The 8,794-nt window shown below is 70.8% G+C and carries 9 protein-coding genes; 6 read left to right on the top strand and 3 right to left on the bottom strand.

The window, feature by feature from the left end; genetic code table 11:
* Positions 1-103: 103 nt before the first annotated feature.
* Both ACFQO7_RS23720 and ACFQO7_RS23715 read right to left on the bottom strand, forming a co-directional pair.
* Positions 104-1,402, bottom strand: a complete 1,299-nt coding sequence (locus ACFQO7_RS23720) for a hypothetical protein (RefSeq protein ID WP_376808407.1) — start codon at positions 1,400-1,402, stop codon at positions 104-106.
* 77 nt (positions 1,403-1,479) lie between these two features.
* Positions 1,480-2,103, bottom strand: a complete 624-nt coding sequence (locus ACFQO7_RS23715; protein WP_360523218.1) for a GTPase domain-containing protein — start codon at positions 2,101-2,103, stop codon at positions 1,480-1,482.
* Between the two features lie 162 nt (positions 2,104-2,265).
* Between ACFQO7_RS23715 and dnaK the strand changes: the two genes are divergently transcribed.
* The 5 genes from dnaK (at position 2,266) to ACFQO7_RS23690 (ending at position 6,875) form a co-directional block, all read left to right on the top strand.
* Positions 2,266-4,107: a molecular chaperone DnaK gene (gene dnaK / locus ACFQO7_RS23710; protein ID WP_376808406.1), complete on the top strand. Its 1,842-nt coding sequence runs from the start codon at positions 2,266-2,268 to the stop codon at positions 4,105-4,107.
* Positions 4,104-4,925: a nucleotide exchange factor GrpE gene (grpE, locus tag ACFQO7_RS23705; protein ID WP_376808405.1), complete on the top strand. Its 822-nt coding sequence runs from the start codon at positions 4,104-4,106 to the stop codon at positions 4,923-4,925. The genes dnaK and grpE overlap by 4 nt, the downstream gene beginning before the upstream one ends.
* A gap of 79 nt (positions 4,926-5,004) precedes the next feature.
* Entirely contained in the window at positions 5,005-6,171 is a 1,167-nt protein-coding gene (dnaJ, locus tag ACFQO7_RS23700) for a molecular chaperone DnaJ (RefSeq protein ID WP_376808404.1), read from the top strand.
* Positions 6,172-6,177: 6 nt separating this feature from the next.
* Complete coding sequence (locus ACFQO7_RS23695; protein WP_360523206.1) at positions 6,178-6,585, top strand: heat shock protein transcriptional repressor HspR; 408 nt, start codon at positions 6,178-6,180, stop codon at positions 6,583-6,585.
* A 74-nt stretch (positions 6,586-6,659) separates the two neighbouring features.
* Complete coding sequence (locus tag ACFQO7_RS23690) at positions 6,660-6,875, top strand: antitoxin (RefSeq protein ID WP_376808403.1); 216 nt, start codon at positions 6,660-6,662, stop codon at positions 6,873-6,875.
* Between the two features lie 66 nt (positions 6,876-6,941).
* On the opposite strand, the gene ACFQO7_RS23685 is transcribed toward ACFQO7_RS23690, so the two are convergent.
* Positions 6,942-7,373: a hypothetical protein gene (locus ACFQO7_RS23685; RefSeq protein ID WP_203694662.1), complete on the bottom strand. Its 432-nt coding sequence runs from the start codon at positions 7,371-7,373 to the stop codon at positions 6,942-6,944.
* 255 nt (positions 7,374-7,628) lie between these two features.
* On the opposite strand from ACFQO7_RS23685, the gene ACFQO7_RS23680 reads away from it, so the two are divergent.
* Complete coding sequence (locus ACFQO7_RS23680; protein ID WP_376808402.1) at positions 7,629-8,762, top strand: WD40/YVTN/BNR-like repeat-containing protein; 1,134 nt, start codon at positions 7,629-7,631, stop codon at positions 8,760-8,762.
* Positions 8,763-8,794 lie beyond the last annotated feature (32 nt).

Genomic DNA, 8,794 nt, shown 5'->3' with positions numbered 1-8,794 from the left:
GCCCCTATGGGGGCGTCCAGCGTCCACAAAAACAGATCTTGCCCAGTGATCGCAGCGGAATACGGGAAAGTGCGGTCTCGCTGCGACGCGTACCGCCCGAGGATCAGGTGAGGGCGGTGCGGGAGCGCTCGTACGCGGCCAGGGCGCGGCGGACCGGTTCGACGACGTACCGCAGGGCGACCTTGTCGATCTCGGCGCGCAGCACGATCTCGGTCTTCTGGTCGGCGCGCTTCTTGCCGCCGGGGAGCCAGTTGCGGCGCGGGCGCTGGGCGTCGGCGAACGCGACGGCCTGGCCCAGGGCGGCGGGCAGCTCGTGCAGGCGGGAACGGGCCGCCTGCTCGACGGCCCTGGCCCAGGGTCCGGGGAGCCCGACGGAGGCGCTGGCGGCGTACGCCTGGATGGTCTGCTCGATGCGGGCGGCGTCGGTGCCGGCCGAGGACAGGCCGCGGACCAGCGGGTTGATCGTCGGTGGGCTGGCCGGGCCGCCGACGAGCTTGCTCAGGTCGGCGATGCTCGCGGTCAGGTCGCGGTCGACGGACTCCTCGGCGAGCGTGCCGCGCAGAATGATCGGTTCGAGCAGCGCGCGCAGCGCGGAGACGCCGGAGTGGCCGCGGGTGGAGCGCTCGGCGACGAACGGGCCGGGCTTCGGCTTGATCGGGCCGCGCTTGGCCGGCGGCAGCTGCGGGACCTCGCCGGTGGCCGAGGTCGGCACCAGCGGGACCTTGGAAAGGCCGCCCTCGTCGAGCAGTTGGCGCAGGTCGGCGCCGACCTTGGGCAGCTGGGCGGGTTGCAGGCGGTCGGTCTGGTTGAGGGCGACGATCAGGCCCTCCCGCGAGCTGGCGAGCTGGCGCAGGTAGCCCTCGTGCACGAGCTGGTCGCCGTACTTCTGCGGGTCGCAGATCCAGATGACCACGTCGACGAGGTGCAGCAGCCGGTCGACCTCGGCGCGGTGGCGCGGCTCGACGGAGTCGACGTCGGGCAGGTCGAGCAGGATCATGCCGCGCAGGCCGACCTCGTCGTTGGCGTCCAGCGCCGACTCCCGGGTGAACCGGCGGCGCGACGAGACGCCGAGCCAGTCGAGCAGCTCGTCGGCGAAGGTCAGGCTGCCCCAGACGCACGCGTACGGCTCGGAGGTCGTCGGGCGCAGGATGCCCGCGGGCGACCGGTCGATCGTGGTGAACGCGTTGAACATGCTGGATTTGCCGCTGCCCGTGGTGCCGGCCAGCGCGATGGTGGTGAAGCCGCGGGCCAGCCGCAGCCGGTCGGCGGAGCGTTCCGCGACCGTCCGCGCGTTCTCCATCGCCGGCTCGCCGGCGAGATGCTCGCCCGCCAGGTCGACGAACTGCTGGACCATGTCGAGCTTGGTGGTGACGGACTCACTGCCGGGGGTGGAGTGGGCCACTGGTCCCTCCTCACGCTCTCCTCAGCCGACGCGGTGCCGACCTGAACCCTCGTCGCCCGCGGAAGCGGCCGTCCGTGTCATCTTGACTCGGCAAGTTTCGCACTCGCGGTCTTGTCGAGGAACTCCCAGATCGGGGTGACCACTCGGTCCGAGAGCATGCCCTGCCGGTCGAGCGCCGATTCGGCCACCACGAACAGTGGCACCGGTTCGCCGAGCAGCTGGGTCAGGTGCGGCAGGATCTCGTCCGCGGCCTCGGTGGGCAGCCGGTTGAGGATCACCGCCAGGTCGACCCGGCGCTGCTGCGCGGCCCGCAGGTGCCGCCACGCCTCGGCGTCAGCGTAGCGGCTCGCCGTCGTCACGAAGATCCAGAGGTCGGCCCGCTCGAACGCCGCGTCGGTGGCTGCCCGGTTCTTCTGGTCCACCGCGTTGAGGTCCGGCGAGTCGACGATCGCGACGTGCGCGGGCAGCGCGGGCGCGGCGATCGGCAGCAGCCCGGCCACGTGGGTCGCCGCCACACTGCGGGGGTGGCAGGCCAGGACCGGTTTGCGGGTGGTGGGCCGGAGGATGCCGGTGGCGCTCACGGGTGACCGGACCAGGCTGTTGACCAGCGTGGACTTGCCCGCGCCGGTCGGCCCGCCGACCACCGCGAGCAGGGGGCCGGTGCGCACCGCGCCCTCCTCGGTTACTCGTTGGTCATACACAGGGGAAGCGTAAGCGGAAAAGGGACAACTCACTAGGACACCACCAAACTTGAGTGTGACCGACTCAACCTTCCGCTTGACACTTCCCGGTCTCATGTCAGTATTGAGCCGTCCGGACTCAACTTGAATCTCCGGCGACCTTGATCTTGGAGGAACACGAACATGGCACGTGCGGTCGGCATCGACCTGGGTACGACCAACTCCTGTATGGCCGTGCTCGAGGGTGGCGAACCCACCGTCATCGCGAACGCCGAGGGCTCCCGCACGACGCCCTCCATCGTGGCGTTCGCCAAGAACGGTGAGGTGCTCGTCGGCGAGGTGGCCAAGCGCCAGGCCGTCACGAACCCGGACCGCACCATCCGGTCCGTGAAGCGTGAGGTCGGCACCAACTGGACCGTCGACATCGACGGCAAGAAGTACACGCCGCAGGAGATCTCCGCGCGGGTGCTGCAGAAGCTCAAGCGCGACGCCGAGGCCTACCTCGGCGAGACCGTGACCGACGTCGTGATCACCGTCCCGGCGTACTTCAACGACGCGCAGCGCACCGCGACGAAGGAGGCCGGTGAGATCGCCGGCTTCAACGTGCTGCGCATCGTCAACGAGCCCACCGCCGCCGCGCTGGCGTACGGGCTGGACAAGGGCTCCAAGGAGCAGACCGTCCTGGTATTCGACCTCGGCGGCGGCACGTTCGACGTGTCGCTGCTGGAGCTGGCCGAGGGCGTCGTGGAGGTCAAGTCGACCTCCGGCGACAACCACCTCGGTGGCGACGACTGGGACGAGCGCATCATCGAGCACCTGGTGAAGACCTTCCGCGGCCAGTACGGAGTGGACCTGGGCGCGGACAAGATGGCCATGCAGCGCCTCAAGGAGGCCGCGGAGAAGGCCAAGATCGAGCTGTCCGCCGCCAACACCACCGGCATCAACCTGCCGTACATCACGGCCGGCGCCGAGGGCCCGCTGCACCTGGACGTCACGCTCACCCGGGCCGAGTTCCAGCGCATGACCCAGGACCTGCTGGACCGCTGCAAGGCGCCGTTCGAGCAGGCGATCAAGGACGCGGGCGTGAAGCTGGTCGACGTCGACCACGTCATCCTGGTCGGCGGTTCCACCCGCATGCCCGCCGTGACCGACCTGGTAAAGCAGCTCACCGGCAAGGAGCCGAACAAGGGCGTCAACCCGGACGAGGTCGTCGCCGTCGGCGCCGCGCTGCAGGCCGGTGTGCTCAAGGGTGAGGTCAAGGACGTCCTGCTGCTCGACGTGACCCCGCTGAGCCTGGGCATCGAGACCAAGGGTGGCATCATGCACCGCCTGGTGGAGCGCAACACCACCATCCCGACCAAGCGCTCCGAGGTCTACACCACCGCGGACGACAACCAGCCCTCGGTGCTCATCCAGGTCTTCCAGGGCGAGCGCGAGATGGCGGCGTACAACAAGAAGCTCGGCACCTTCGAGCTGACCGGCATCGCGCCGGCCCCGCGCGGCGTGCCGAAGATCGAGGTCACCTTCGACATCGACGCCAACGGCATCGTGCACGTCTCGGCGAAGGACCTCGGCACCGGCAAGGAGCAGTCGATGACGATCACCGGCGGCTCGTCGCTGCCGAAGGACGACATCGAGCGCATGCGCCGCGACGCCGAGGAGCACGCGGAGGAGGACCGCCGCCGCCGCGAGGAGGCCGAGACCCGCAACGTGGCCGAGGCGCTGCAGTGGCAGACCGAGAAGTTCCTGGCCGAGAGCGGCGACAAGCTGCCCGGCGACGCCAAGGAGAACATCAACGACGCGCTGAGCGAGCTGCGCAGTGCGCTCGCGGGCACCGATCTGGAGAAGATCAAGTCGGCGCACGAGAAGCTGGCGCAGGTCTCCCAGGCGGCCGGCTCCGCCCTGTACAACCAGGGTGACAACCCGGCCGCGGCCGGTGCGGGCCAGCAGCACGACGCGGCCGGTGGCCGTGCCGACGACGACGTCGTGGATGCGGAGATCATCGACGACGAGGGCAAGAAGTGACCGAAGCGGCACAGGGTGCCTCGCCGGCGGAGGAGCAGTCCCCCGCCGGCGAGCGCATCGTGATCAAGAACAAGCGCAAGATCAGCCCGAGCGGAGCGACCATGTCCGAGCAGCCGGCGACGCCGGCCGCCCCGGCGGCCGGCACCGAACAGCCGACCGGAGAACAGGAGACCCCTGCCCCGGAGAGCACCGAGCAGGACCCGACGCCGCAGGCCGCCGAGGCTGTCGCCGACCAGGACACCGTCGAGGTGCCGGTCGTCGCGCAGCCGGAGGCGGCTGCCGAGGCCGGGCCGGACACCGCCGAGGCGGTGGAGGGCGAGGTCGTCGAGGCCGAGCCGGTCACCGTGACGGCCGCGCCCGAGGCCGAGCCGGCACCCGCGCTGGGCGCGGAGCTCGCGCAGCTGCGGTCCGCTCTGGAGGAGCGCACCGCCGACCTGCAGCGGGTGACCGCCGAGTACGCGAACTACCGCAAGCGGGTGGAGCGCGACCGCACGGTCTCCGCCGAGCTCGCCACCGGTCAGGTGCTGACGGCGCTGCTGCCGGTGCTCGACGACCTGGACCGGGCCCGCGAGCACGGTGACCTGAGCGGGCCGTTCGGCGCGGTGGCCGACCAGATCGCCGCGGTGGTGGCGAAGTTCGGCCTGACCGCGTTCGGCGAGAAGGGCGACACCTTCGACCCGAACCGGCACGAGGCGGTGGCGCACCTGCCGTCCGCCGACGTGACCGAGCCGACCTGCATCGACGTGATGCGCCGTGGTTACCTGCTGGGCGAGCGCCTGCTGCGCCCCGCGATGGTGGCCGTCGCGGCACCGGAATGACACCATGACCGGGGCTCCCTCCCCCGCCCGATTCCGGGCGGGGGAGGGAGCTTCGATCACGACTGGGGGAGGGGGACGGATGAGCTCGAAAGACTGGCTGGAGAAGGATTTCTACGCCGTGCTCGGAGTGGCCAAGGACGCCACCGCAAGCGAGATCAAGAAGGCGTACCGCAGACTCGCACGCGAGCTGCATCCTGACCACAACCCCGGCAACACCGCCGCCGAGGAGCGCTTCAAGGCGGTGTCCGAGGCGTACGACGTGCTGTCGGACGAGAACCGGCGGCGTGAGTACGACGAGATGCGCTCGCTGTTCGAGGCCGGCGCGTTCCGGCGCGGCGCGCGTGGCGCGGGCGGGCAGCACTTCGACGTGAACGACCTGTTCGGCCAGGGCGGTGGACGCCAGGGCCCGGACCAGCGGTTCGGCGGCGCGAGCTTCTCCGACCTGTTCGGCTCGATCTTCTCGGGCGGGGCCACCGGCACCGGCGCTCCCCCGCGCGGCCCGGCTCGCGGTCGCGACGTCGAGGCCGAGATCTTCCTGGACTTCGCCGACGCGGTGCAGGGCACCACCCAGCCGCTGACGCTGCGCACGCTGGGCGTGTGCGACACCTGCCACGGCGACGGGGCCAAGCCGGGAACCCGCCCCCGGGCCTGCCCGCACTGCCAGGGCACCGGTGTGGTCAACCGCAACCAGGGCGCGTTCGGCTTCTCCGAGGCCTGCCGCGACTGCCAGGGTGTGGGCACGGTCGTCGACCAGAAGTGCCCCGAGTGCCACGGCACCGGCGGGGTGACCAAGACCCGCACGCTGACCGTACGCATCCCGGCCGGTGTCTCCGACGGGCAGCGCATCCGGCTGGCCGGGCGCGGTGAGCCGGGCGAGCGCGGTGGCGCCCCCGGTGACCTGTACATCCGCGCGATCGTGCGCCCGGACGCCATGTTCGGCCGCAACGGCGACGACCTGACCGTGACGGTCCCGGTGACCTTCGCCGAGTCGGTGCTCGGCGCGGAGGTCCGGGTGCCCACTTTGGACGGCATGATGAAGGTCAAGGTGCCCGCCGGCACGCCCAGCGGGCGGCTGCTGCGGGTGCGGGGCAAGGGTGTGCCCAAACGTGATGGCCACAGCGGGGATCTGCTGGTTACCGTGGAGATAGTGGTGCCGCAGCAGCTCTCCGAGGAAGCCCGGGACGCGCTGGTGCGCTTCACCGAGCTGGCCCCGCCGGTGCGGCGGGACCACCTGGAACGGAGGTGATCCACAGTGGACGTGCACGCCAAGGTGCTGCTGATCTCGGTGGCCGCGCAGCTGGCCGGGATGCACCCGCAGACGCTGCGGCAGTACGACCGGATGGGTCTGGTCGAGCCGGGCCGCTCCGCGGGCGGCGGACGCCGGTACAGCCTGCGTGATGTCGAGCTGCTGCGTGAGATCCAGCGGCTCAGCCAGGAGGAGGGCGTCAGCCTGGCCGGCGTCAAGCGGATCATCGATCTGGAGCAGCTGGTGCTGGAGTTGCGCGAGCGGCTGGAGCATGCGCAGCAGCAGCTGGCGTATGCCGAGCGGCGGTTGGCGCAGCTGGAGACCATCTCCGCGTTCCCGCGCACCGATCTGCTGCCGAGCACCCGCACCTCGACGGCGCTGGTGGTGTGGCGGCCGCGTTCGGCCGAAGGCTGAACCCGGCAGGTCGCCGGCCGGTATCCTCGACATGGGTCAGTCCGAATTGTCGGACTGACCCGGAGGGGGATGAGATGGGCATGTTGGACAAGGCCAAGGACGCCCTCGGTATCGACGACAAGTCGGACCAGGCCACGGACAAGGCCAAGCAGATGTCGGACAAGGCCAAGAAGGCCGTCGACCAGGCAGGCGACGCCGTCGACAACAAGACCGGCGGCAAGTACGCCGGTCACGTCGACAAGGCCCAGGACATGACCAAAGACGCGATCGACAAGATGAACAAGAAATAGTCGTATCGCGCCACGGCTCCCCGCGGTCAGTTCCGCGGGGAGCCGTGTGTGCGAGATCAGGTGCTCTTACTGCAATCTCCGCGAATGGCGGACCAGACCGCCTTCGCACCAGTCGTGGTAGTCGAAGAGCTGGGGCCGGGCCAGCAGCACGCGGGTGTTGTGGGCCCAGATCGCCATCTGCTCGTCGCCCTCCTCCTCGGCCTCCTCGACCATCTTGCGCAGCTTGCGCCGAGGGTGGGCCTTGAAGCCGGTGCGGATCGCGTCGGCGGCGTAGATGTACAGGCAGTGCATGGTGAAGCGGCGGGCCGGGCAGCTGGTGTCCATCGCCAGGTCGAACAGGGTCCCGATGAGCCGGTCACCGGAGACGAGCAGGTCCCAGTCCGGCGGCATGGCGGTGAGCGGCACGGAGTCTGGCGCGTACGCCCAGGTGCGCAACTCGTTGGGGGTGGGGTCGACCGGGTTGGCGAATCCTCGGAACACCGCCGGAGAAGCGCTCATCGATATCTCCTCCGCTGTGAAGACGCGGGATGGGGGAAGACGCGGCCAGATTCAGCGGCGCTGCTGCCGCGACACGCTAGCGCGGCCGCCCAGGTCAAGGGAAGGTCACGGCGCGTACTTTCATCAACCTGTTACGCATTGCGACCAACCGGGCACGGCAGCTGGGCGTCAGGACACCGAAAGCGCCCCATCGACCGGTGCCGACGGGAACCGGCCCGCCGGTTCACGGCTCGACCGGGTATGACTTCCGCCAGCGTGAACGGAATCGCGGGCCGCGTGCGCCCGCTGCTCATGACGGTGCTCGGGCTCGCGCTGGTCACGGCGTGCACCCCGCGCGGCGAGGGCCTCAGCACGTCCTCGCCAATCCCGGCCACTACCGCGTCCCCGCCTGCGCGGGCGGCGGTGCAGGAGCGTACGGCCGAGGTCGGCGTGCCGCCGGGCTACCTGCCGTTCGTCGAGTTCGCCGACGCCCGCAACGGCTACGCCGTCTTCACCGACTGCGGCGGCAGCGGGACCTGCCGGGGCCGCCTGTTCGCGACCGCGGACGCCGGGGTCACCTGGCAGGCCCGCCCGATGCCGCTCGCCGAGGACGAGAGCATCCAGCTGTACGTGGTCGGCCCGAAGCAGATGATGATCTGGGGCGACAAGGCCGGCGGCTACCACCTGTCCCGCGACGGCGGCCTGACCTTCACCTTCAGCGCCACCGTGCCGGCCGACTACCACGCCGCCACCGGTGTGCGCTACGGCGTGGACTTCGCCGCGGACGAGCCGGTGCTGCGGGAGTGGCAGACCGGCAAGCCGGTGGCTTTGCCCGACGGCTACCAGGGGGCGGGCGCGGTCGCCACGCCCGACGGCGCGATCTGGCTGACCCGGTTCGAGCCGAAGAAGGAGACCGCCCGCAGCGTCGACGGCGGGCGCACCTGGCAGCGGCTGGCCGTGCCGGACCAGCCCGGCCGCAAGCTGTGGATGCTGTCGGTGCGGGTCTCCCCCACCGGCGACGTCTGGCTGGTCGGCGAGCAGGACATGCTGTCCGCCGGCGGCGGGACCTCGCTGCTGCGCGGTTCGGTGCTCAAGGCGACGGGGCTGCCGCTGATCTGGCAGCTGGTGGACGGCGCCTGGCGGGCCCGCCCGATCGAGGGCCTGCGGGAGCAGCCGAATCAGATGTACACGGTGGCCCCGGCCGGTGACGGGCTGCTCGCGATCGCCGGACCGGACGCGGTCGGCTACCTCGCCGACCGCTACGTCGAGATCCCTGGCATGCCGCGCCTGGCCTGGGTCACCGAGCTGCCCGACGGCACGCTGTTCGCTCGGCAGGACACGCCCGGTGAGTTCTATCTGGGCACCGGCCACGGCTGGTCGCGCGAGTGGGTGAAGGTCACGTTGAGGTAGCCCGTCGACAGCTCCCTCCCGACTGGCCCGGG

The organism is Catellatospora aurea (assembly GCF_042663325.1).
Taxonomy (GTDB): Bacteria; Actinomycetota; Actinomycetes; order Mycobacteriales; family Micromonosporaceae; genus Catellatospora; species Catellatospora aurea.
Note: the sequence above shows the minus strand (reverse complement) of the source record. Positions and strands in the feature narration are given on the sequence as shown.

Bases quoted from the DNA above. Each gene is read 5' to 3' on its own strand.
- dnaK (WP_376808406.1), top strand. From the start codon at position 2,266: ATGGCACGTGCGGTCGGCATCGACCTGGGTACGACCAACTCCTGTATG.
- dnaJ (WP_376808404.1), top strand. From the start codon at position 5,005: ATGAGCTCGAAAGACTGGCTGGAGAAGGATTTCTACGCCGTGCTCGGA.
- ACFQO7_RS23690 (WP_376808403.1), top strand. From the start codon at position 6,660: ATGGGCATGTTGGACAAGGCCAAGGACGCCCTCGGTATCGACGACAAG.
- ACFQO7_RS23685 (WP_203694662.1), bottom strand. From the start codon at position 7,373: ATGAGCGCTTCTCCGGCGGTGTTCCGAGGATTCGCCAACCCGGTCGAC.